The 22050-nt window shown below is 72.5% G+C and carries 21 protein-coding genes and 1 tRNA gene; 12 read left to right on the top strand and 10 right to left on the bottom strand.

All coding sequences use genetic code 11. The features are described 5' to 3' along the window. The first annotated feature begins 86 nt into the window (after window positions 1–86). Entirely contained in the window at window positions 87–725 is a 639-nt protein-coding gene (locus ACIRFH_RS12480; protein ID WP_403519837.1) for a MerR family transcriptional regulator, read from the top strand. Here the strand turns inward: ACIRFH_RS12480 and ACIRFH_RS12475 are convergent. Next, complete coding sequence (locus tag ACIRFH_RS12475; protein ID WP_403519615.1) at window positions 713–1516, bottom strand: exodeoxyribonuclease III; 804 nt, start codon at window positions 1514–1516, stop codon at window positions 713–715. The genes ACIRFH_RS12480 and ACIRFH_RS12475 overlap by 13 nt on opposite strands. Before the next feature lie 68 nt (window positions 1517–1584). Here ACIRFH_RS12475 and ACIRFH_RS12470 point away from each other — a divergent pair, with 68 nt between their 5' ends. Further along, window positions 1585–2070 (top strand): GNAT family N-acetyltransferase, encoded by a 486-nt coding sequence (locus ACIRFH_RS12470; RefSeq protein WP_403519613.1) that lies wholly within the window; start codon window positions 1585–1587, stop codon window positions 2068–2070. A 303-nt stretch (window positions 2071–2373) separates the two neighbouring features. Here ACIRFH_RS12470 and ACIRFH_RS12465 read toward each other — a convergent pair. The 7 genes from ACIRFH_RS12465 to galU form a co-directional block, all read right to left on the bottom strand. Then, window positions 2374–2447, bottom strand: a tRNA-Ala gene (locus ACIRFH_RS12465). An 85-nt stretch (window positions 2448–2532) separates the two neighbouring features. After that, window positions 2533–3750, bottom strand: coding sequence for a gephyrin-like molybdotransferase receptor GlpR (gene glpR, locus ACIRFH_RS12460; protein WP_403519611.1), 1218 nt, complete (start codon window positions 3748–3750; stop codon window positions 2533–2535). Window positions 3751–3923: 173 nt separating this feature from the next. Beyond that, window positions 3924–4556 carry a GNAT family N-acetyltransferase gene (locus ACIRFH_RS12455; RefSeq protein WP_403519609.1) on the bottom strand — a complete coding sequence of 211 codons (633 nt, stop codon included), beginning with the start codon at window positions 4554–4556 and terminating at the stop codon, window positions 3924–3926. A 26-nt stretch (window positions 4557–4582) separates the two neighbouring features. Continuing rightward, on the bottom strand, window positions 4583–5122 hold the full coding sequence (locus ACIRFH_RS12450) for a molybdenum cofactor biosynthesis protein B (protein ID WP_403519607.1): 540 nt from the start codon (window positions 5120–5122) through the stop codon (window positions 4583–4585). Beyond that, window positions 5119–5631: a cyclic pyranopterin monophosphate synthase MoaC gene (moaC, locus tag ACIRFH_RS12445; RefSeq protein WP_403519605.1), complete on the bottom strand. Its 513-nt coding sequence runs from the start codon at window positions 5629–5631 to the stop codon at window positions 5119–5121. Before moaC ends, ACIRFH_RS12450 begins: the two co-directional genes overlap by 4 nt. A gap of 85 nt (window positions 5632–5716) precedes the next feature. Further along, window positions 5717–7066, bottom strand: coding sequence for a gephyrin-like molybdotransferase Glp (glp, locus tag ACIRFH_RS12440; RefSeq protein WP_403519603.1), 1350 nt, complete (start codon window positions 7064–7066; stop codon window positions 5717–5719). Window positions 7067–7071: 5 nt separating this feature from the next. After that, window positions 7072–7998, bottom strand: coding sequence for a UTP--glucose-1-phosphate uridylyltransferase GalU (gene galU / locus ACIRFH_RS12435; protein WP_403519601.1), 927 nt, complete (start codon window positions 7996–7998; stop codon window positions 7072–7074). 92 nt (window positions 7999–8090) lie between these two features. On the opposite strand from galU, the gene ACIRFH_RS12430 reads away from it, so the two are divergent. Further along, entirely contained in the window at window positions 8091–8705 is a 615-nt protein-coding gene (locus tag ACIRFH_RS12430; RefSeq protein WP_403519599.1) for a 5-formyltetrahydrofolate cyclo-ligase, read from the top strand. Between the two features lie 220 nt (window positions 8706–8925). Here ACIRFH_RS12430 and ACIRFH_RS12425 read toward each other — a convergent pair whose 3' ends face one another. Further along, window positions 8926–11724 (bottom strand): penicillin acylase family protein, encoded by a 2799-nt coding sequence (locus tag ACIRFH_RS12425; RefSeq protein ID WP_403519597.1) that lies wholly within the window; start codon window positions 11722–11724, stop codon window positions 8926–8928. Between the two features lie 337 nt (window positions 11725–12061). On the opposite strand from ACIRFH_RS12425, the gene ACIRFH_RS12420 reads away from it, so the two are divergent. The 6 genes from ACIRFH_RS12420 (at window position 12062) to mscL (ending at window position 17823) form a co-directional block, all read left to right on the top strand. Beyond that, window positions 12062–13594, top strand: coding sequence for a potassium/proton antiporter (locus tag ACIRFH_RS12420; protein ID WP_403519595.1), 1533 nt, complete (start codon window positions 12062–12064; stop codon window positions 13592–13594). A 245-nt stretch (window positions 13595–13839) separates the two neighbouring features. Beyond that, entirely contained in the window at window positions 13840–15150 is a 1311-nt protein-coding gene (locus ACIRFH_RS12415; RefSeq protein ID WP_403519593.1) for an MFS transporter, read from the top strand. 67 nt (window positions 15151–15217) lie between these two features. Then, the gene (locus ACIRFH_RS12410) at window positions 15218–15541 is read left to right on the top strand and encodes an FmdB family zinc ribbon protein (RefSeq protein WP_403519591.1); all 324 of its coding nucleotides are present in this window, start codon (window positions 15218–15220) and stop codon (window positions 15539–15541) included. Between the two features lie 83 nt (window positions 15542–15624). Further along, window positions 15625–16467 (top strand): S-methyl-5'-thioadenosine phosphorylase, encoded by an 843-nt coding sequence (locus ACIRFH_RS12405; protein ID WP_403519589.1) that lies wholly within the window; start codon window positions 15625–15627, stop codon window positions 16465–16467. 186 nt (window positions 16468–16653) lie between these two features. After that, the gene (locus tag ACIRFH_RS12400) at window positions 16654–17241 is read left to right on the top strand and encodes an RcpC/CpaB family pilus assembly protein (RefSeq protein ID WP_403519587.1); all 588 of its coding nucleotides are present in this window, start codon (window positions 16654–16656) and stop codon (window positions 17239–17241) included. A gap of 111 nt (window positions 17242–17352) precedes the next feature. Further along, entirely contained in the window at window positions 17353–17823 is a 471-nt protein-coding gene (mscL, locus tag ACIRFH_RS12395) for a large conductance mechanosensitive channel protein MscL (protein ID WP_403519585.1), read from the top strand. 40 nt (window positions 17824–17863) lie between these two features. Here the strand turns inward: mscL and ACIRFH_RS12390 are convergent, their stop codons facing one another. Further along, complete coding sequence (locus tag ACIRFH_RS12390) at window positions 17864–18040, bottom strand: hypothetical protein (RefSeq protein WP_403519583.1); 177 nt, start codon at window positions 18038–18040, stop codon at window positions 17864–17866. A gap of 107 nt (window positions 18041–18147) precedes the next feature. Here ACIRFH_RS12390 and ACIRFH_RS12385 point away from each other — a divergent pair, with 107 nt between their 5' ends. The 3 genes from ACIRFH_RS12385 to ACIRFH_RS12375 all read left to right on the top strand — a co-directional run bounded on the left by ACIRFH_RS12385 (window position 18148) and on the right by ACIRFH_RS12375 (window position 21986). After that, the gene (locus tag ACIRFH_RS12385; protein ID WP_403519581.1) at window positions 18148–19377 is read left to right on the top strand and encodes a low temperature requirement protein A; all 1230 of its coding nucleotides are present in this window, start codon (window positions 18148–18150) and stop codon (window positions 19375–19377) included. 93 nt (window positions 19378–19470) lie between these two features. Continuing rightward, entirely contained in the window at window positions 19471–20514 is a 1044-nt protein-coding gene (locus ACIRFH_RS12380; RefSeq protein WP_403519579.1) for a P1 family peptidase, read from the top strand. A gap of 242 nt (window positions 20515–20756) precedes the next feature. Then, window positions 20757–21986: an Ig-like domain-containing protein gene (locus tag ACIRFH_RS12375; protein ID WP_403519577.1), complete on the top strand. Its 1230-nt coding sequence runs from the start codon at window positions 20757–20759 to the stop codon at window positions 21984–21986. Window positions 21987–22050 lie beyond the last annotated feature (64 nt).

Raw genomic sequence — 22050 nt, 5'->3', positions numbered from 1 at the left:
AAGTTACCGGCGGTACGACATAGGCTTCCGGCGTGGCAGAAGACGCTGGAGACGCTGGACGGCCCGACGCCCCGCGCGAGTACCGCATGGAGGAACTGGCCCGGCTGGCCGGCATCACGGTGCGCACCCTGCGCTTCTACCGCGAACGCAGACTGATCCCGCCGCCCCGCCGCGAGGGCCGCATCGCCTGGTACGACGACCACCACCTGGCCCGTCTGCGCACCATCGCGGCCCTTCTGGAACGCGGCCACACCCTGAACGGCATCGCCGAGCTCGCCGACGCCTTCGACCACGGCCGCGACGTCGGCGACCTGCTCGGCATCGGCGAGCCCACCGAGGAGACCCCGGTCCGCCTCACCCCCGAGGAACTCGCCGCCCGCTTCGAGGGCGAGGTCACCCCGGAGAACCTCGCCGCCGCGATGGAGCTGGGCTACCTCGGCACCGACGGCGACGAACTCGTCCACATCAGCCGCCGCCTGTTGGACGTCTCCTCCGCCCTGGTCCGCGAGGGCATCCCCCTCGCCGAGGTCCTCGACGCCGGCAAACGCGTCCGCGACCACGCCGACGCCCTCGCCTCGCTCTTCGCCGACCTGATCCTGCGCCACGCCCCCGAACAGGACCTCCACCGCCTGCGTCCCCTGGCCCGCAGCGTGGTGGAGGCGGAATTCTCCCTGGCCCTGGACCGCCGGCTGGGGAAGCGGTCCGACGAGGGTCAGGGCCCGTAGACGACGGTCACCGGCGCGTGGTCCGACCAGCGCTCGGCGTGCGTGGCGGCCCGCTCGACGTACCCCTTGACGGCCCTGGCGGCCAGCCCCGGGGTGGCCACGTGGTAGTCGATCCTCCATCCCGTGTCGTTGTCGAAGGCCCGCCCCCGGTACGACCACCACGAGTACGGCCCCTCGACGTCCGGGTGCAGGGCGCGTACGACATCCACGTATCCGCCGTCCGCCGGGTCGAGGACCCGCCCCAGCCACTCCCGCTCCTCCGGGAGGAACCCGGAGCTCTTCTTGTTGGCGCGCCAGTTCTTCAGGTCGGCCTCGCGGTGGGCGATGTTCCAGTCGCCGCAGACCACGACCTCGCGCCCCTCGGCGGCGGCCCGCTCGCGCAGCCCCTTGAGGTAGGTGAGGAACTCGTCCATGAAGCGGACCTTCTCGTCCTGGCGCTCCGTGCCGACCTCGCCGGAGGGCAGGTAGAGGGAGGCGACCGTCATACCCGGCAGGTCGGCCTCGACGTACCGGCCGCTGGTGTCGAACTCCGACGAGCCGAAGCCGACGCGCACGGCGTCCGGCTCGCGGCGGCTGTAGAGGGAGACGCCGGCGCGGCCCTTGGCGGCGGCCGGGGCGTGCGTCACGTGCCAGCCCTCGGGCGTACGGACGTGTTCGGGCAGCTGCTGGGGCTCGGCCCGTACCTCCTGGAGGCACAGCACGTCGGCGGGGGTGTCGGCGAGCCATTCCACGAAGCCCTTCTTCGCGGCGGCGCGCAGACCATTCACGTTTGCGGAGGTCACGGTGAGCATCCGGGCACGATACCGGCACACTGGACGATGTCCGTCTCCGGAATGCGCATCGATTTACGGTAGGAAGAATGAACATACGCCGGGTCGCCTTCGACCACCCCGACGCCGTGAAGCTGAACGACGAGGTCCAGGCCGAGTACGACCTCCGCTACGGCGACGGCGGCGACGCCACGCACCTCGACGCCGCGGACTTCGCGCCGCCGAACGGCCTCTACCTGATCGCGTACGACGAGAACGACGTCCCGGTCGCCTCCGGCGGCTGGCGCAGTCAGGACGCCAACGACGAGGGCAATCTGGACGGGGACGCCGAGCTGAAGCGGATGTTCGTGATCGAGCAGATGCGCGGCCGGGGACTGGCCCGCCGCATCCTGGCCGCCCTGGAGGAGGACGCCCGCGCGGCCGGCCGGGTCCGCATGGTCCTGGAGACCGGCACCAAGCAGCCCGAGGCCGTCGCCCTGTACCTCTCCAGCGGCTACGAGCCCTGCGAGAAGTTCGGCTACTACCGCTTCCACGAGGAGAGCCTCTGCTACGCGAAGGCCCTCCGGACCCCGTAGGACCCATCGGGGAGGGGAGGCAGGCCCGGCCCCCTCCCCAGCTCTCGCCCCTGCCGCACCGGCCCGGAGGGCCCCGTCGGGGTTTCGTGGGCCCGGTGGACACCGGGCGGGTGGGGGCGGCGGGCGACATGGGCATCGCGAGCACCGGGACCGGTACGGCCCAACCGCGTTCCGTCAGCAGGCGGTACGCAACGGACGGCGGCCGGGCGACCGACGGCGGCGCACCGGACCGGGGTCCGGCGCGGCTCCCGGGAACACGATGAAGCCCCTGTCAGTAACCACTGACAGGGGCTTCATGCTGCGTGGACCTGAGGGGATTTGAACCCCTGGCCCCCTCGATGCGAACGAGGTGCGCTACCGGACTGCGCCACAGGCCCTTGCAACGAGTGAAACTTTAGCACCCCGACCGGCCTGCTCAAAAATCCCTTCCCGGAGCCGGGGCGGGGGCGGGGTCCGGGCGCGCTACTCGTTGGCCGCGCGGGGGCGGTCGCCGTCCTCGTACTGGTCGAACAGCGGTGTCCGGCCCCGCTCGCGGGCGCGGCGGGCGGACACGGCGCGGCGGGCGCCGCCGCGGCCGGTGCCCTCGGGCCGGTCCTCGGCGTGGTCGGCGGGGCCGTCCGGTGCGGGCCGGGCGGCGGCGTCCCGCTGCTCCGTGCGGTCCGGGGCGACGGCGCTGGAGCGGGCGGAGCTCCACGCGTCGGGCGCCGCGAGGTCCACGTCGGGGGTGGCGCGGGGGGCGACCGGCGCGGTGACGTAGGTGGGCAGGGGGACGGGCACGGGGTCCCAGCTGTCGCCCTGGCCGGGCCGCCGCTGCCGTTCGCGCTGCTGGTCGACCCACTCGGCGTGGTCGGTCTGCTCCACCAGTGCCCGGCGGTCCGCGGCGAGCGCGGAGAGTCCGGGGTCGGGCGCGGCGTCGGGCGTCTCGTCCGGTTCCTCGGCGTCGGGGTCGCCGGTGACGTCGGCGGCGGTACGCCGGCGCGACTGGCGTTCGCGCAGCCGCTGGGCGGCGGCCTCGGCCTGGCGGCGGTCCATGTGGAAGGCGAACCGGCGGCGTTCCTGGGACCGCAGGTAGGCGATGTAGGCGCTGAGCAGCACCGCAGGTACGCCGGGCACCCACAGGAACGCCAGTCCGCCGACCGCGGCGACGACCGAGCCGAGGGTGAAGGCCAGGAAGAGCATCACGGTGGTGCGCCGACGACGGGCGAGCACCTTCATGCGCCGGGCACGGGCCGCCGCCGGTGAGACGGGGGCGCGCCGGGCGGCCGGCACCCGCTCGCGGGCGGGCGCCGCACCGGACTCATCGGCCTGCGCGGGTCCGTCGCGGTCGGCGTGCTCGTCCGTCTCGGCGCGGGCCGGTGCGGAGCGCTCCGCCGTGTGCTGCGGCACCGGCTGGGTGTGCCGGAGGGTTCTGGACACGGCGAAGGCCCGGACGTCCACCGTTTCGGTGACGGCGTCCGGGGCGTCGGCGTCGGGCTCCGCGTCGTCGGCGGAGCGCGACCGCAGGTCCTTGGCGTACCGGCGCTCCATGCCCGCCCGTCCGGACAGCAGCCGGATGGCGGTGCTGAAGCGTTCCGTCGGACGGGCTTCGTTCAGCTCGTCCTGCCTACGGAGCCACATCGGCACCAAGTAGGCGGCCCAGGCCCCGACGATGACTGCGTAGATGAGGCCGCTGCTGCTCACGCCTCACACGGTAGAGGGGTTTGCATGGGGCCATCCGCCAATTGGGCCGGTGTGTCGCACGATCCGGCTGATATTTCGAACTTTTTTTACGACTGGTACGACCAGCAGACTGTCGGGTTCGCGAATTATCCCCATTCCGCATGGTCGCGATCCGATCAAATTCGAACGTTTATTCAATTCCGGCGCTCGGCCGGGCCCGGATTGCCCGGGCTGTTGCGCGTACCGCGCTCCCGTGAGCGGTGCCAGCGCCGCAGCAGCCCCTCCGGTACCTCTTCCGCGGTGAGCGCGAACACGAGATGGTCGCGCCATCCGCCGTCGATGTGGAGATAACGGGGCCTGAGGCCCTCCTCGCGGAATCCGAGTTTCTCCACGACCCGTCGGCTGGGCCCGTTCTCCGGGCGAATGCAGACCTCGACGCGGTGCAGGCCGACGGTGCGGAAACAGTGGTCCACGGCCATCGCGACGGCCGTGGGCATCACCCCGCGCCCGGCCACCGCCTCGTCCACCCAGTAGCCGACGTGACCGGAGCACATCGAGCCCCAGGTGATCCCGGCCACCGTCAACTGGCCGACCAGCCGCCCCTGGTACTCGATGACGAAGGGCAGCATCCGGCCGGCGTTCGCCTCGGACCGCAGATGGCGGACCATCTGGCGGTACGTCGGACGGTGCGCGAGGGCGCCGCCGGGCGCGGGCGGCGGAATGGTCGCCTCCCAGGGGCGCAGCCAGTCGCGGTTGCGCCGGTTGACCTCGCGCCACGCCCGCTGGTCGCGCATCTTTATGGGCCGCAGGACGATGTCGCCGTCCACCAGCTCGACCGGCCAGGAGGGGCTGTTCAGCTCGCACCCCCGCCGACGCCGGAACCGGGGTGGTCACCGCCGCGGAGCTGGTCCACGGCGTGCTTCAGCAGGGGCTCCAGGACCGCGAGGCCGTCCTTCACCCCGCCGGTGGAACCGGGGAGGTTGACGATCAGCGTCCCGTTCGCCACCCCGGCCAGGCCCCGGGAGAGCGCCGCGGTGGGCACCTTGTCGCGGCCGTACGCCCGGATGGCCTCCGCGATGCCGGGGACCTCGTGGCCGATCACCGCCCGGGTCGCCTCGGGGGTGCGGTCGGTGGGCGAGACGCCGGTGCCGCCGGTGGTGACGATCACGTCGTAGCCCGCCTCGACGCCCGCGCGCAGGACGGCCTCGACGGGGTCGCCGTCGGGGACCACCTGCGGGCCGTCCACGGCGAAGCCGAAGCGGCGCAGGCCCTCGGCGACCAGGGGGCCGCCCCGGTCCTCGTAGACACCGGCGGCGGCCCGGTTGGAGGCGGTGACGACCAAGGCGCTGTAGGACGCGGGCAGCGCCCCTCCCACCGACGTGTCCGGTGTCATGACCGGCTCCAGTCGCCCGACTTGCCGCCCGTCTTCTCCTCCACTCGCACGTCCGTGATGACCGCTCCCTTGTCGACCGCCTTGACCATGTCGATCACGGTGAGCGCGGCGACGGAGACCGCGGTGAGCGCCTCCATCTCGACACCCGTGCGATCCGTCGTCCGCACCGTGGCGGTGATCTCCACGGCGTCGTCCGCGACCGACAGGTCCAGTTTCACACCGGAGAGCGCCAAGGGGTGACAGAGCGGGATCAGGTCGGGGGTGCGCTTGGCGCCCATGATGCCCGCGATCCGGGCGGTGGCCAGGGCGTCGCCCTTGGGGACCCCCTCGCCGCGCAGCAGCTCGACCACGCGGGGCGCCACCAGGACGCGTCCGCTGGCGCGCGCGGTGCGCGCGGTCACGTCCTTGGCGGACACGTCGACCATCCGGGCGGCGCCCGCCTCGTCGATGTGCGTCAGCCTGCCTTGCGTGTCCTGGCCGTCCTGCGTGGGTCGGTCGTGCGTGCTCATGCTGTGTGGCGCTCCCGGTCCGGGCCCGGCGCGGTGCGGCGCGTGGGCCTGCTGTGCGCGACACGGTACCGCCATCCGGGCGGGATCAGCGGAGCAGGACCACCTCGACCTCGCTGCCGGGCTCGACCGATTCGACGTCCTCGGGGACGACGATCAGCGCGTCGGCGTGCGCGAGGGCCGCCACGAGGTGGGAGCCGGCGCCGCCGACCGGGGTGACCGTTCCGTCGGCGCAGGTGCCGCGCAGGAACTGCCGGCGGCCCGCCGGCGAGGTCAGCGCCTTGTCGGCGGTGAGGGTCGCGGTGGTGGTCGGGCGGTGGACGTCGGGAAGGCCCATGAGCGTGCGGATCGCGGGGCGCACGAACAGCTCGAAGGAGACGTACGACGACACCGGGTTGCCGGGCAGGGCGAGCAGCGGGGTGTGGTCGGGGCCGATGGAGCCGAAGCCCTGGGGTTTGCCGGGCTGCATGGCGAGCTTGCGGAACTCCACGCCGCTGCCTGGCTCGTCCTCGTCGGCGACGTGGGCGAGGGCCTCCTTGACCACGTCGTACGCCCCGACGCTGACCCCGCCGGTGGTGACCATCAGGTCGGCGCGGACGAGCTGGTCCTCGATGGTGTCCCGCAGTGTCTCGGCGTCGTCGGCGACCGCGCCCACGCGGTAGGCGATGGCACCGGCGTCGCGGGCGGCGGCGGTGAGGGCGAAGCTGTTGGAGTCGTAGATCTGGCCGTGGGTCAGTTCCTCGCCGGGCTGGACGAGTTCGCTGCCGGTGGACAGCACCACCACGCGCGGGCGGGGGTGCACCCGGACCCTGCCGCGGCCGATCGCGGCGAGCAGGGCGATCTGCGGCGGCCCGAGGACGGTGCCGGCCTCCAGGGCGCGGTCGCCGGACCTCACGTCGCTGCCCGCCGCGCGCACGTGCGCGCGTGCCTCGGCCGGCCGGTACACGCGGACCTGCCCCTCGGCGCCCTCGGGGGCTAGGCTGCGGGCGCGCATCCCGGCGACCGGGCCCTCGCCGAGGCCGCCGTCCGTCCATTCGACGGGGACGACGGTCTCGGCGCCGGGCGGCAGCGGGGCGCCGGTCATGATGCGGGCGGCCTGGCCGGGTCCCACGGTCGGCGGGTCGGTCCGGCCGGCGGCGACGTCGCCGACGACCTCCAGGACGGCGGGGTACTCCTCGCTCGCGCCCGCCACGTCGGCGACCCGCACCGCGTACCCGTCCATGGAGCTGTTGTCGAACGGCGGCAGCGACAGCGGCACCGTGATGTCGTCGACCAGGACGCACCCCTGGGCGTCGAGCAGGTTCAGCTCGATGGGTTCCAGGGGGCGGACGGTGGCGAGGATGTCGTCCAGGTGGTCCTGCACCGACCAGAGCCGGTCGGGACCGAAGTCCGCGGCGGCGTGGTCGTGGCCGGTGTCACGGGGCGCGTCGCTGCTCAACGTCGTTACATCTCCTCGGCTACGTAGCTGCGGAGCCAGGTCCGGAAGTCGGGGCCCAGGTCCTCACGTTCGCACGCGAGCCTGACGATGGCACGCAGGTAGTCGCCGCGGTCGCCGGTGTCGTAGCGGCGGCCCTTGAAGATGACGCCGTGCACCGGGCCGCCGGCCTTCCCCGCGGCGGTGGCCGCTGTCGTGTGCGTCTCGGCGAGCTGCTGGAGGGCGTCGGTGAGCTGGATCTCGCCGCCGCGGCCGGGTTCGGTCTTGCGGAGTATGTCGAAGATGTGCGGGTCGAGGACGTAGCGGCCGATGATGGCGTAGTTGGAGGGGGCGTCGGCCGGGTCGGGCTTCTCGACCAGTCCGCTCACCTTGACGACGTCGCCGTCCTCGGTGGCCTCGACGGCGGCGCAGCCGTAGAGGTGGATCTGCTCGGGGTCGACCTCCATGAGGGCGATGACGCTGCCGCCGTACTGCTCCTGCACGTCGATCATGCGCTGCAGCAGCGGGTCCCGCGGGTCGATCAGGTCGTCGCCGAGCAGGACCGCGAAGGGCTCGTCGCCGACGTGCGGGGCGGCGCACAGCACGGCGTGACCGAGGCCCTTGGGGTCGCCCTGGCGGACGTAGTGGATCATGGCGAGGTCGCTCGACTCCTGGACCTTGGCCAGCCGGCTCGCGTCGCCCTTCTTCTGGAGGGCGGACTCGAGCTCGTAGTTGCGGTCGAAGTGGTCCTCGAGGGGGCGCTTGTTGCGGCCCGTGACCATGAGGACGTCGCCGAGGCCCGCGGATACGGCCTCTTCGACCACGTACTGGATCGCCGGCTTGTCGACGACCGGCAGCATCTCCTTGGGAGTGGCCTTGGTGGCCGGCAGGAACCGGGTACCAAGTCCGGCTGCGGGGATGACAGCCTTGCTGATCCTGGAGTGGGACTGTGTCATGCCCGCCACCATATCCGGTGACTTTGGGAGAATCCGCAACTCCGGATCACCTGCGCTCATATGAGCATACGAGAACGGCACAGGAGGGACTTTTGACGCCCAGCGGACATGCCGACGAGTCCGGAAAACGGGCCCTGCGGCGGGAGTTCCTCGAGGTGAGGAACGGTTTGACGGCGGACGAGGTGCGCGAGGCGGCCGAGGCGCTGGCCGACCGGGCGCTCGCGCTGCCCGAGGTCGCGGGGGCGGGCGTCGTGGCGGCGTACGTCTCCGTGGGTGCCGAACCGGGCACCCTCGCGCTGCTGGACGCGCTGCGCACGCGGGGTGTGCGTGTGCTGCTGCCGGCGCTGCTGCCCGACAACGACCTGGACTGGGGTGTCTACGCCGGACAGGACTCCCTCGCGCGCGTGCGGCACGGCGGGCGGATGGCCCTGTACGAACCCGCCGGTGAGCGCCTGGGCCCGGACGCGGTGACCGCCGCCGACGTCGTGCTGCTGCCGGGCCTGGCGGTCGACGGGCGGGGCCTGCGGCTGGGCCGGGGCGGCGGGTCGTACGACCGGGTCCTCGCCCGGCTGGAGCGGGCGGGCGCGCGGCCCGCGCTGCTGGTCCTGCTGTACGACCGGGAGGTCGTCGCGCGCGTCCCCGGGGAGCCGCACGACCGGCCGGTGGACGCGGTGGTGACACCGTCGGGGGTGCGCAGGTTCCGCTGACGGCCTCGGACGCGCACCACCGGAAGCGGGGGGCCCCCCCCCCCGGGGGGGGCCGGGGGGGGCGGGGGGGGGCCCCCGGGGGGGCGCCCCCCCGGGGGGGGGGGGGGGGGGGGGGGCCCGGGGGGGGGGGGGGGGGGGCGGCGGGGCGCCCCCGGCCCCCCCCCCCCCCCCCGCGCCCCCCCCGCCGGGGGGCCCCCCGCTTCCGGTTCCGGTGGTCGCCCTACGGCTTGAGCACCAGGGTGTCGCTCGTGCTGTCGTCGACCGCCTTCTTGGAGAACGACCACGGCAGCAGCTCACCGGCGGCCCACTTGTCCGTCTGGTCGGTGTAGTGGGCGCTGTAGGCGTGCCCGGAGGCGCCGGTGAGGTTGATCCACCGGGACTTGTCGAGGTCGCCGAGGTTGACCACCATCCGCATGGACGGCACCCACACCACCCCGTAGCCGCCGGCCGCGTTCCAGCCGGTGGCGTTGACCGCCGCCTCGCCGCCGCTGAGCTTCCACGGGCCGCGGTTCAGGGCGTACTTCACGAAGCCGGGGCCCTCGGTGCCGAGGGTCTGGTTCTTCAGGAACAGACGGTGCAGCCGGCCCCAGTTCCAGCTGTCGATGTCCTTGCCGAGCTTGGCGGTCAGCTCCCAGCGGGCGTCGACCATGGCGCGCTCGAACAGGTCGTCGCGGTTGTGGTCGGCGCCCTTGCGGGTGCCGTTCGCGGGGGTCGTCCACCAGTCGCTCTTCGGGTCGTCCAGCAGGGTGCGGACGACCTCGAACCAGCGGTCGCCGCCGTCCGGCTGCGCCTGGTCGGCGTCGCGCTGACCGCACTCGTAGACCTTGTTGACCTCGTCCGCGGGCCTGGTGTTGTTGACCGGGTCGACCCACAGGCACTGACCCTCGACCCGCAGCTCCTTGGGCAGCTTGTTGCCGAAGGCGAGCTTGAGGATGTTGCGCCAGACCGCGTTGAAGTAGGCGGCGGCGGCCGAGTCGGCCTCCTGGGTGTAGTCCCAGCCCTCCAGCAGCTTCTGCGCCTCGCGCACGTCCTTGTCGGCGATGTCGATCTTCAGCAGCTGGGGCACGAGCAGCTTGGCCATCTCGCTGCTGTTGTCCAGTTGCATCTGCCGCATGTCGTCCGTGGAGATCTTGCCGCCGTCCTTGATCTTCTGCTCGATCAGGGCGGTGATCCGCTGGCTGCGGGTGCCGTAGCCCCAGTCCGTGGTGAGGGTGTACGGGTACTTGTCCTCGTCGACCACGGCCTGGTTGGCGGTGACGATGTAGCCGCGGTCGGGGTTGTACTCGTACGGCAGCTCGTCCGGCTCGATGTACTTGCCGGTCCAGTGGTACTTGGGGTCCCAGCCCGGCGCCGGCACGGAGCCGTCGTGGCCCTTGGCGCGGATCGGGATCCTGCCCGGCAGCGTGTAGCCGATGTTGCCCTCGGTGTCGGCGTAGACCAGGTTCTGGGAGGGCACGTCGAACAGGGCCGCGGCCTCGCGGAAGCCGTCCCAGTCCTTGGCCCGGTCGATCGCGAAGACGGCGTCCATCGTGGTGCCCGCGTCCAGCGCGGTCCAGCGCAGGGAGACGCCGTAGCCGTCGGCGCGGTCGGGCGCCGCGGTGTCGACCGTGGCCTTCTTGCCGACCTTCACCAGCTCGTCGTCGCGGTCGGACAGGAGGGGCCCGTTGTTGGTCTCGCGGACGACGATCGTCTTGGATTTCCCGCCGGCGACCTTGATGGTCTCCTCGCGGGTCTCGAAGGGCACGGTCTTGCCGTCGTACTGGTAGCCGTCGCCGGTGACCTTCTCCAGGTACAGGTCGGTGACGTCGGCGCCGGAGTTGGTCAGGCCCCAGGCGATGTCCTGGTTGTGGCCGATGACGACGCCGGGCATGCCCGCGAAGGTGTAGCCGGCGACGTCGTACCGGCACTTCGCGGAGACGGTGCGGCAGTGCAGGCCCATCTGGTACCAGACGGAGGGCAGCGACGGCGACAGGTGCGGGTCGTTGGCGAGCAGGGGCTTGCCGGTGATGGTGTGCTCGCCGGAGACGACCCAGGAGTTGGAGCCGATGCCGTTGCCGTTCACGCCGACGGCGGTGGGCAGGTCGTCCAGGACGTTCTGCAGGCCCGCGAGTTGGCTCTCCAGGGCGCTGCCGGTGCCCGCGCCCGCGCCCGCGCCGGAGCTTCCGGTACCTGTTCCGGAGCCGGTACCCGTGCCGGAGCCGGAGCCCGTGCCGTCCGTGGAACCGTCGGCGCCGCCCTCGAACGTCTCGGTGAGCTCGTCGTACTGGCCCTCCTGGACGATGGCCTTGTTCCGGCTGTACGGGTACGCCGGGTACAGGTCGGCGATCTGCTTGGGGCCGAGGCGGCTGGTCATCAGGGCGCGGTCGACCTCGTCCTGCATGTTGCCGCGCAGGTCCCAGGCCATCGCCTTCAGCCAGGCGACGGAGTCGACCGGGGTCCAGGCCTGCGGCTTGTAGTCGTTGGTGAAGCCGAGCGCCGCGTACTCCAGCGAGATGTCCGCGCCGTCCTTGCCCGCCAGGTAGGCGTTGACTCCCTTGGAATACGCCTGGAGGTACTTCTTCGTGGAGTCCGACAGCTTCTCGTCGTACTCCTTCTTCGCCACCCGGTCCCAGCCCAGGGTGCGCAGGAACTCGTCGTTGTCGACCTGGCTCTTGCCGAACATCTCCGACAGGCGCCCCGAGGTCATGTGGCGGCGCACGTCCATCTCGTAGAACCGGTCCTGCGCCTGGACGTAGCCCTGCGCCATGAACAGGTCCTCCTCGGAGGAGGCGTAGACCTGCGGGATCCCGTAGCCGTCGCGCTTGACGTCGACCGGGCCCGCCAGGCCCTTCAGCGTGAGGGAGCCCTTGGTCTGCGGGAAGGACGCGCGGACGGTGCTGACGGACCAGTACGCCCCGTAGGCGAGGCCGCCGATGACGGCCAGCACCAGCACGAGGACGAGGAGGCGTGCTTTGCGCCCCTTCTTCCTGCCGGACTTGCCGGGCTGCTGACCCGAAGAGGCGGTGTTGGTGGGGGGCATCGCTGTCCTTGCTGTCCTAACACGAGCGGCAGGGGCGGGCTGTGCTTTGTACTGAGCGCTGGAGCAACTGTAGGCGCAGGGCCCGGCCCCCCTTGACGCGGAGTCGGGTACCGGCGCGCACGGGCGTTCGATCCTGCCAAGACGAGCGTCAAGAAATCGTCAAGAGTTAGGTAAGGTAACGAAGTAGTCGGTCGCGGATTCCCGCGGCTTCATGTGCCATGTACGTGCGCTCACGCGCGCTGTGTCCGCACACCGGCCCGCGCCTCGTGGCGTGCGCACGAGCGACCGCGCATCCGCGCGCGGTCCCCGTGGGCGCACCGCGACGCGCGCGGGTGCCGTGCGCCAGGGAAGGGAACGGCCGCTGACTGTCCACCACCTCAACCAGCTCCTGCTCGTCTGCTCGCTCGTCCTGCTCATCGCCGTCGCGGCGGTCCGGATCTCCTCGCGCAGCGGACTGCCCAGCCTGCTCGTCTACCTGGCCATCGGCATCGCCATGGGCCAGGACGGCATCGGCCACATCGAGTTCGACAGCGCCGAACTGGTGCAGGTCATCGGGTACGCGGCCCTCGTCGTGATCCTGGCCGAGGGCGGCCTGGGCACGAAGTGGAAGGAGATCAGACCGGTCCTGCCGTCCGCCTCCGTGCTGGCGCTGGCCGGGGTCGCGGTGAGCGTCGGCGTGACCGCCGCGGGCGCGCACTACCTGACCGGGCTGGAGTGGCGGCAGGCGCTGATCATCGGGGCGGTGGTGTCCTCCACGGACGCGGCGGCGGTCTTCTCGGTGCTGCGCAGGATCCCCCTGCCCGCGCGCATAACGGGCACGCTGGAGGCCGAGTCGGGCTTCAACGACGCCCCCGTGGTCATCCTCGTCGTCGCCTTCTCCACCGCCGGACCCATCGAGCACTGGTACGTGCTGATCGGCGAGATCGCCCTGGAACTGGCCATCGGCGTCGCCATCGGGCTCGCGGTGGGCTGGCTGGGCTCGTGGGGGCTGCGGCACGTGGCGCTGCCCGCCTCCGGCCTGTACCCGATCGCCGTCATGGCCATCGCGGTCACGGCCTACGCGGCCGGTGCCATGGCGCACGGCAGCGGCTTCCTCGCCGTCTACCTCGCCTCGATGGTGATGGGCAACGCCCGGCTGCCGCACTGGCCCGCCACCCGCGGCTTCGCCGACGGGCTCGGCTGGATCGCCCAGATCGGCATGTTCGTGCTGCTCGGCCTGCTGGTCACCCCGCACGAACTCGGTGACGACGTCGTCCCCGCCCTGGTCATCGGACTGGTGCTGACGATGGTGGCGCGTCCGCTGAGCGTCGTGCTGTGCCAGCTGCCCTTCCGGGTGCCCTGGCAGGAGCAGGCCCTGATGTCCTGGGCCGGGCTGCGCGGCGCCGTGCCCATCATCCTCGCCACCATCCCCATGGTGGAGGGCGTCGAGGGCAGCCGCCGGATCTTCAACGTCGTCTTCGTCCTGGTCGCCGTCTACACCCTGATCCAGGGCCCGACCCTGCCCTGGCTGGCCCGCAAGCTGCACCTGGGCAAGAGCGACGAGGCCGCCGACCTCGGCATCGAGTCGGCGCCCCTGGAGCGGCTGCGCGGACACCTGCTGTCCGTCACGATCCCCGAGGGCTCCAGGATGCACGGCGTCGAGATCAGCGAGCTGCGGCTGCCCGCCGGATCCGCCGTCACGCTGATCGTGCGGGACGGAACGTCGTTCGTGCCGCTGCCGACGACGGGGCTGCGGCGCGGGGACGAACTCCTCGTCGTCGCCACCGACCCCGTCCGGGACGCGGCCGAGGCCCGGCTGCGCGCGGTCGGCCACGGCGGCAAGCTCGCCGGCTGGCTCGGCACCGCCGACTCCGGAGGGAAGAGCAGGTGAACAGGGTGTGCGTGCTCACTTTCACAGGTGATGCCCCGCTTGATCCCTGTACGATGAAGGCGGCACCTGATCGAACCAACTCTGCCTGATGCAGAGCTGGCGCGACCGTATGGCGGCCGGAACGCCCCCGTGAGCCGGGCCCCGGTAACTACCGCAGTCCGCGCAAGAGGACAGCTCTCGGCGCTCCCGCACGGCACAGCCCGCAGGCGGGACCGGCGCTACCAGGCGGCAGAAAGGGACGGGCCGTGGCATCCACGGTCACCTCGTCGAAGAAGTCCCCGGAGGAGTCGCGGCACCCCGCCTCCTCCCGCCCCGGATACGGGCAGCTGCTGCGCACCCGCGGCGCCTGGACGTTCCTGCTTCCCGGCTTCGCGGCCCGCCAGCCGTTCGCCATGCTGACGATCTCCATCGTGCTGCTCGTGCAGCACACCAGCGGCTCCTACGGCGTCGCGGGCGCCGCCGCCGCCGTCACCGGCGTCTCCATGGCCCTGTTCGCCCCCTACAACGGCCGGCTCGCCGACCGTTTCGGACAGCGCGCCGTCCTGCTGCCCGGCGTGCTCGTGCACACCGCGTCCGGCCTGGCCCTGACCGTCCTCGCGCTCTCCGACGCCCCCCTGTGGGCGCTGTTCGCGGCGGCCGTGCCCACCGGCGCCTCGGTGCCGCAGATCGGGCCCATGGTGCGCGCCCGCTGGGGCGTGAAGCTGGGGGGCTCCCCGCTGATGAGCACGGCGGCGGCCTTCGAGTCGGTCACGGACGAGCTGACCTTCGTCCTCGGCCCGCTGGTGGCGACCGCTCTGTGCACGGGCGTGGACCCGGCCGCCGGCCTGGTCACCGAGGCCGCGCTGACCCTGGTGGGCGGTCTGCTGTTCGCCGCGCAGAAGGGCACCCAGCCGCGGGTCGGCGGCGGTGACGGCGGCCACGCGCGCGTGGAGCACGTCCCGGCGCTGCGCGTGCCCGGCGTGCGCGTGCTGGCCGTGATCTTCCTGGGCATCGGTTCGGTCTTCGGCGGCATGCAGGTCTCGCTGGCCGCGTTCACCGAGTCGATCGGCGAGCCCGGCATGAACGGCGTCCTGTACGGCGTCTTCGCCGCGGGCAACATGCTCTCCGGTCTGGCCTGCGGCGCCATCGCCTGGAAGGTGGCCCCGCAGCGCCGTCTCCTCGTCGGCTACACCGCCCTCGCCCTGACCGCCTCGGGCCTGTGGGCCGCGCACTCGGTGCTCGTGCTGGCCGGCCTCGGCCTGCTCGTCGGCATGTGCATCGCGCCCGCCCTGGTCACCGGTTACACGCTGGTCGACGACCTGGTCCCGGCGGGTGCCCGCACCGAGGCCTTCACCTGGCTGACCGGCGCCGTGGCGCTCGGCCAGGCGGCGGCCGTCACGGTCGCCGGACAGCTGGAGGACCGCCTCTGGGGCGGCGCCGGGTTCCTGGTGCCGATGGGCGGCACGGTGCTCGCACTGGGGGTGCTGGTGGCCCTGCGCTCGCGGCTGGCGACACCGCCCGGCGGCGGGACGGACGCACGTGGCGTCGGTCACCGCACGCCCGCCGCAGTGGACTGAACCCGCGGAATACGTCACTATGGATCGTCGTTAGCACTCATCGAGTGAGAGTGCCAGGAGGAAGACAGTGCCGACGTACCAGTACCAGTGCACCGAGTGCGGCGAGGGCCTCGAGGCGGTGCAGAAGTTCACCGACGACGCCCTGACCGAGTGCCCGAACTGCAAGGGCCGCCTGAAGAAGGTGTTCTCGGCGGTCGGCATCGTCTTCAAGGGTTCCGGCTTCTACCGCAACGACAGCCGCGGCAGCTCGTCCAGCAGCTCGCCGGCGTCGTCCTCGAAGTCGTCGAGCTCTTCGTCGTCGTCCTCGGACTCGTCCTCGTCGTCGGGCTCCGGTTCGTCGTCCTCGTCGTCGAGCGCCGGCAGCTCCGCCTCGAGCAGCACCGCCGCGTAGGACATTCCCCTCGGGACCCTGCCGTCGTCCGACGGCGGGGTCTTCGGCGTTCCCGCCCTCCGGGGTGCGGTTAGGGTGCGGGCATGGCGAACAAGGCGAACGCCGAGATCGGCGTGATCGGCGGCTCCGGTTTCTACTCGTTCCTCGACGACGTGAGCGAGGTCCGGGTGGACACCCCGTACGGGCCGCCCAGCGACTCCCTCTTCCTCGGCGAGGTCGCCGGCCGGCGGGTCGCCTTCCTCCCCCGGCACGGGCGCGGCCACCATCTGCCGCCGCACCGGATCAACTACCGGGCCAACCTGTGGGCGCTGCGCTCGGTCGGCGTGCGCCAGGTCCTCGGTCCGTGCGCGGTGGGCGGACTGCAACCCGAGTACGGGCCGGGCACGCTGCTGGTGCCGGACCAGTTCGTCGACCGGACGCGGACGCGCCCGTCGACGTACTTCGACGGGATGCCGCTGCCCGACGGCACGGTGCCCAACGTGGTGCACGTGTCGCTGGCCGACCCGTACTGCCCCGCCGGGCGGGCGGCCGCGCTGAAGGCGGCGCGGGGGCGGGACTGGGAGCCGGTGGACGGCGGCACCCTGGTCGTGGTCGAGGGGCCGCGTTTCGGGACCCGTGCGGAATCGTTGTGGCACCGGGCGCAGGGCTGGTCGGTGGTCGGCATGACCGGCCATCCGGAGGCGGCGCTCGCCCGTGAGCTGGAGCTCTGCTACACCTCACTGACCCTCGTCACCGACCTCGACGCCGGGGCCGAGAGCGGCGAGGGCGTCTCGCACGAGGAGGTGCTGCGGGTGTTCGCCGCGAACGTGGACCGGCTGCGGGGCGTGCTGTTCGACGCGGTGGCGGCGCTGCCGGCGGCCGGGGAGCGGGACTGCCGGTGCGGGCAGGCGCTGGGCGGGATGGACCCGGGGATCGCGCTGCCCTAGGGAGCCGGGGGGCTGGGGCCTGGGGCCTGCGGTTCCGGGGCAGGCGGTCCCGGGGCAGGCGGAACGTCCGGATCGGGTGAGGGAGTTCTCCACAACCGGCCGGTGGTCCACGGGCCCCTGCGGGAGACGGCGAGAGGCCTCATCGTGGGTGCGCAAGCCGATCCCTCGTCACAGGTGGTGGTCACCGTGTCCCGTTCCGCCGTCCCCTTCCCGCAGCCGCTCGGCGCCGACGCCCCGCCCACCTGCGAGGTGCCGCACTTCGCTCCCGTGCGGGTGCGCGGCGGACGTCATCAGCTGCACCGGCTGGTACGGCACCGCCGGCGTGCCGTGGCCGCCGGTCTCGCGGTCACCGCCGCCGCACTGGTGGCGGCGGGCCCGTATCCGGGCGGCGGGACGCAGGACGGCGGCCGGGCGCGCGGGCATCCGGTGACCGACCGGGCGCGTGAGCGGTCGGCCGCGCGGCCGGTGGCGGCACCCGTGCGGATCGCCGACGCCGCCACGGTGCGGCTGCTGGCGCCGGGCGACCGGGTCGACGTCGTCGCGTCCGAGGGGGACGCGGGCGGCGGTGCGTCCGTGATCGCGCGGGGAGCGCGGGTGCTGAAGGTGCCGGATCCGGTCACCGGGGCGTCGGGGGACGGCGCGTCGGACGCCGGGGCGCCGGGGGTCGAGGTGTCGGACGCCGGGGCGCTGGTCGTGCTGGCGGTGCCGCCCGCCACCGCGCACCGGCTGGTCGGCGCAGGAGCCCGGGCGCGACTGGCGGTGACACTGTGCTGAACCTGTCAAGTCCCTCGTTCGTGGAAGCGGACTGGACAGCACCGCCGGGCGACGGCGTAGGTTGCGGAGCGTTTTATTCCACAACCTGGTCATGTGAGGAGTGCCCCCGAGGTGAGCGCGAAGAAGGATCCGAGCGTCTGGCAGGGCTTCAAGGCCTTCCTGATGCGCGGGAACGTCGTCGATCTGGCAGTCGCGGTGGTCATCGGCGCCGCCTTCACCAACATCGTCAACTCGGTGGTGAAGGGAATCATCAATCCGCTGGTCGGCGCGTTCGGCACGCAGAACCTGGACAGCTACAGCTCCTGTCTCAAGGGCCCGTGCACCGGTACGGGCGACCACGCGACCGGCGTCCGGATCCTGTGGGGCTCGGTGCTCGGCGCCACCCTCACGTTCCTGATCACGGCGGCCGTCGTCTACTTCCTGATGGTGCTGCCGATGTCCAAGTACCTGGCCCGTCAGGAGGCCCGCCGCAAGGCGCGGGAGGGCACGCAGGAGGTTGTCGAGGTGTCCGAGCTGGAGGTGCTCAAGGAGATCCGCGACGCACTGGTCGCGCAGCGCGGATCGGGCCACGACCGCTCGTAGCGCGAGCGGCCCGTCGTCGGCGGACGGCCGTCCGCGCGGCTCACAGGTGGTGGGGCGGCTTCTCGTCGAGGAAGCGCTTCAGGTCGGCCGCGCCGTCGGCCTCGGACCGCTCGCCCCACCCCCGGTCGGTGTCGTCGGAGGACTGCTGGTCGAGCGGGTCGTCGAAGACCAGCGCGGGCTTCGGCGCGCGGGGCTCGGGTTCGGGGGCGGTGCTCATGGCTCCAGGGTACGGCCCGCCCCGTGTCCGCCGGCCGGGAGCACGTCCGCCTCGTTCCCACCCCTTGCGAGCACGTCCGCTCCGTCTCTGCTGTGCTGGGAACCATGATGTCCAGTCCCGCTTCCCCGCCCGAGTCCCCGAGCCCGTCCGCCGGCCACCGGCCGCTGCGCAGGCTCACGGCCCGGCCCCGTCACGAGTCCCATCGCGTCGCCTCGCCGCTGGAGCTCCTCTTCGACCTGTGCTTCGTCGTGGCCGTCGCCCAGGCGGGCGTCCAGCTGGTGCACGCCGTCGCGGAGGGGCATGCCGGCGAGGGGATCCTCAACTACGCGATGGTCTTCTTCGCGATCTGGTGGGCGTGGATGAACTTCACCTGGTTCGCCTCGGCGTACGACAACGACGACGTGCTCTACCGGATCGTCACCCTGGTGCAGATCGCCGGTGTCCTGGTCCTCGCCGCCGGGATCTCCCGGGCCTTCCAGGACCACGACTTCCTGGTCATCGTGGTGGGCTACGTGATCATGCGGCTCGCCATGTCGGCGCAGTGGCTGCGGGCGGCGCGCCGTGCCGCACCGGCGGAGCGCGCGATGACCCTGAGGTACGCCGCCGGGGTGCTGCTCTGCCAGATCGGCTGGGTGGGGCTGCTGTTCGTGCCGGAGGCCGGGCGGGCGTGGCTGTTCCTGGTGATGGCGGTGCTGGAGCTGTGCGTGCCGGCGCTCGCGGAGAGAAAGCACCAGTCGGCCTGGCACCCGCACCACATCTCCGAGCGGTACGGGCTGTTCACGATCATCGTGCTCGGCGAGACCATCGCCGCGGCCACGGTCGCGGTGAAGTCGGGCATCGACGAGAACGACGCGCTGGGCGAGCTGCTGCCCATCGCGGTGGGCGGGCTGCTGATCGTCTTCGCCGCCTGGTGGATCTACTTCGTGGTGCCCATTCACGGGCACCTGCGCACCAGCAGGCAGGCCTTCGTCTGGGGATACGGCCACTACCTGGTGTTCGCCTCGGCGGCGGCGATCGGCGCCGGACTGGAGGTGGCGGTGGAGCAGGCGGTCGGCAAGGCGCACATCTCGACCCTCGCGGCGTCGGCCGCGGTGACCCTGCCGACGGCGCTGTACCTGCTCACGGTCTGGCTGCTGCACGCGCGCCACTCCAAGGTGGGGGCCGCGCAGCAACTGGTGCTGCCGGTCGCCGCGTTGCTGGTGATCGGCTGCACCTTCCTCGGAGACGTGGCGGTGCTCGCGGCGGGCATCGTCCTGACGCTGGCGGTGGCGACCGGGGTGACGTTGACGGCTCTCGCGGGCGCGCCGGAGCAGGGGGAGACGGCACCGGCCGCGTGAGCCCGCCCGCCGGCCGCCGCCCGGGTCCTGCCGCTGCCCTGCCGGGTCCGGCCGCCGCCGGTCGGGGTGCCGGGTCCGGCCGACACTGGGTGCATGACAGTGGACGCATTGACGGACGTCGCCGGGCTGCGCGTGGGACACGCGACACGGATCGGCGACGGGTGGCTCACGGGGACGACGGTGGTGCTCGCGCCGGCGGGCGGGGCGGTCGCCGCCGTGGAGGTGCGCGGTGGCGGTCCCGGCACCAAGGAGACCGACGCGCTCGATCCGCGCAACCTGGTGCAGCGGGTCGAGGCGGTGGTGCTGACCGGTGGCAGCGCCTACGGGCTCGACGCGGCGTCCGGGGTGATGGCCTGGCTGGAGGAGCGGGGACGCGGGGTGCGGGTCGGACCCGATCCGGCGCACGTGGTGCCGGTGGTGCCCGCCGCCTGCGTCTTCGACCTGGGGCGCGGCGGCGACTTCCGGGCCAGGCCGGACGCGGCCACCGGGCGGGCGGCCGTCGAGGCGGCGCACGCGAGCGCGCCGGGCGCGCGGGTGGCCGAGGGAGGCGTCGGGGCCGGCACGGGCGCCGTGGTGGGGCTGCTGAAGGGCGGGGTCGGCACCGCGAGCACCGTGCTGGACTCGGGCGTCACGGTGGCCGCGCTGGTGGTGGCCAACGCGGCGGGGTCGGTGATGGATCCGGAGACGGGGGTGCTGTACGGGGAGTTGTTCCAGGGGCGGCGCGTGGAGTATCCGGCGGCGGACGCGCACGAGGCCGCGCGGCGGCGCCTCGCCGAGGCCGCGGCGCGGAACGCACCGCCTCCGCTCAACACCACGCTCGCCGTGGTCGCCACCGACGCCGGGCTGTCCAAGGCGCAGGCGCAGAAACTGGCCGGCACGGCGCACGACGGCATCGCGCGTGCGGTGCGGCCGGTGCATCTGCTCAACGACGGGGACACGGTGTTCGCCCTGGCGACCGGTGGGCGCACGCTCGACGCGACGCGGCCGCTCGCGCTGAACGAGGTGCTGGCGGCGGGCGCGGACATGGTGACGCGGGCGATCGTGCGCGCGGTGCGCGCCGCCGGCCCGGTGGACGGGCCGGGCGGGACGTGGCCCTCGTACGGCGAGTTGTACGGCGACCTGCGCGAGAAGTCGTAGCGGGACGAGTGCCCGGCGGGAGCGGGATGTCGTAGCGGTACGGGTGTCCGGCGGAAGGGGACCGTCCAGGAGTGAGTGAGCGAGCGGGTGTCCGGCGGGAGCAAGTACCCGGTCGGGAGGGGCGATTGTCGCGGTTCTGTCACTGATCAGCTTTTCCGACGGTCGGCGGGAACCCCGCCGGCCGTCGGCCCGCTCTTCAGGACCGAAGCGGATAGGCACATCACCCGGACCTGGAGCAGCTCGTGACAACGCAGGACATATCAGCGCGTCGTGCACTGGTGGCCTGCGCCGCCCTCGTGGTCGGCGCCCTGACCCTCACCGCCTGCGGCGGCAGCGCCAGCGCCGACGGCAAGGACGGTGGTGACGGCAAGGACGGCACCGGTTCGGTGAAGACCTCCGCCGCGAAGGTCGTGATCTCCGCGAAGGACGGTTCGACCGGCGCGTCCATCAACGCGACCGGCGTGAAGGTCAGCGACGGCAGACTGACCGACGTGAAGATGACGGTGGCGGGGACGGGCACGGCCGTACCGGGCTCGGTGTCCGCCGACGGCACGAGCTGGAAGCCGAAGGAGCGGCTGGAGCGCGGCACGAAGTACCGGATCAGCGCGACCGCGAAGGACGCGAACGGCCTGCCGTCCTCGGCCGACGCGACCTTCACCACCGTCTCCTCGGCCAACAGCTTCATCGGCACGTACACCCCGGACGGGGGTGCCACGGTGGGTGTGGGCATGCCGGTGTCGTTCACGTTCGACAAGGCGATCGGCGACAAGAAGGCCGTGCAGTCGCACATCTCGGTCACCTCCAGCAGCGGTCAGAAGGTGGTCGGGCACTGGTTCGGCTCGCAGCGGCTCGACTTCCGGCCCGACGACTACTGGAAGGCCGGCTCCAAGGTCACGATGAAGATCGACCTGGACGGGGTGGAGGGCGCGAACGGCGTCTTCGGCGTGCAGAAGAAGACCGTCACCTTCACCGTGGGCCGCTCGCAGGTCTCCACGGTCGACGTGAACACGCAGACCATGACGGTGGTGCGCGACGGCAAGACGGTCAAGTCGATCCCGATCTCGGCGGGCAGCGCCCAGAACCCGACGTACAACGGGCAGATGGTGATCTCCGAGAAGTCCCTCCAGACGCACATGGACGGTTCGACGGTCGGCTTCGGCGGCGAGTACGACATCCCGGACGTGCCGCACGCGATGCGGCTGAGCACCAGCGGCACCTTCATCCACGGCAACTACTGGTACTCGCAGGGCAATCCGCCCTTCGGCAGCCAGGGCACCAGCCACGGCTGCGTGGGGCTGCGGGACGTCCGGGGCGGCCAGGGCGACACGCCGAGCAAGTGGTTCTACGACCACTCGCTCATCGGGGACGTCGTGATCGTCAAGAACTCCCCGGACGACACGATCGCGCCCGACAACGGACTCAACGGCTGGAACATGGGCTGGAGCGAGTGGGTCGCCGGCAGCGCCGTCTGATCCCGGCCGGTATCGGCCGACCGGCTCTGTGAGCAGCGGTTTCTGACGGATCGACGGGTCGCGC

Origin of the sequence: Streptomyces sp. NPDC093586 (genome assembly GCF_044764905.1) — a bacterium.
Taxonomy (GTDB): domain Bacteria; phylum Actinomycetota; class Actinomycetes; order Streptomycetales; family Streptomycetaceae; genus Streptomyces.
The sequence above is the reverse complement of the archived record's forward strand: the minus strand, read 5'-3'. Positions and strand labels throughout refer to the sequence as shown.